The 391-nt window shown below is 48.3% G+C and carries 1 protein-coding gene; it reads left to right on the forward strand.

Annotated features, from left to right (window positions below):
- Positions 1 to 391, forward strand: a 391-nt coding sequence (locus ACFIJ8_RS08440) for a hemagglutinin repeat-containing protein (protein WP_375639386.1), incomplete at both ends; no start/stop codon positions are given.

Raw genomic sequence — 391 nt, forward strand, 5'->3', positions numbered from 1 at the left:
GGTTGACGGCGTGGAGACCGTTTTAAACACCGAGGCGCTTTCTGCTGGTGGTAATGCAACGGTGATTGCCAAACAAGATATCACCGCCTCCGGGGTGGGGATCACTACCGGAGGTGATCTTGCCATGGCTACAGAAGAAGGCAACTTGACGATCGGTTCAGCAGAAACCCATTACCATGATGAACAGGGTGATGCCACCATGCATCATAAATCTGTGTTAAACTCTGGTGGCTCGACGACACTTCTCTCTGGAAATAATTTGAATATTCTAGGCTCTGATGTTCAAGCAACGGATAATCTTTCCTTACAGGCAAAAGAAAACGTTTCAATTGATGCCACACGCAACAGTACCAATAGCCATCGCGGGGATCGAACTTCTCATGTTGCCGTC

Source organism: Bartonella sp. MF74HXZ (genome assembly GCF_042194445.1).
Classification (GTDB): Bacteria; Pseudomonadota; Alphaproteobacteria; order Rhizobiales; family Rhizobiaceae; genus Bartonella; species Bartonella grahamii.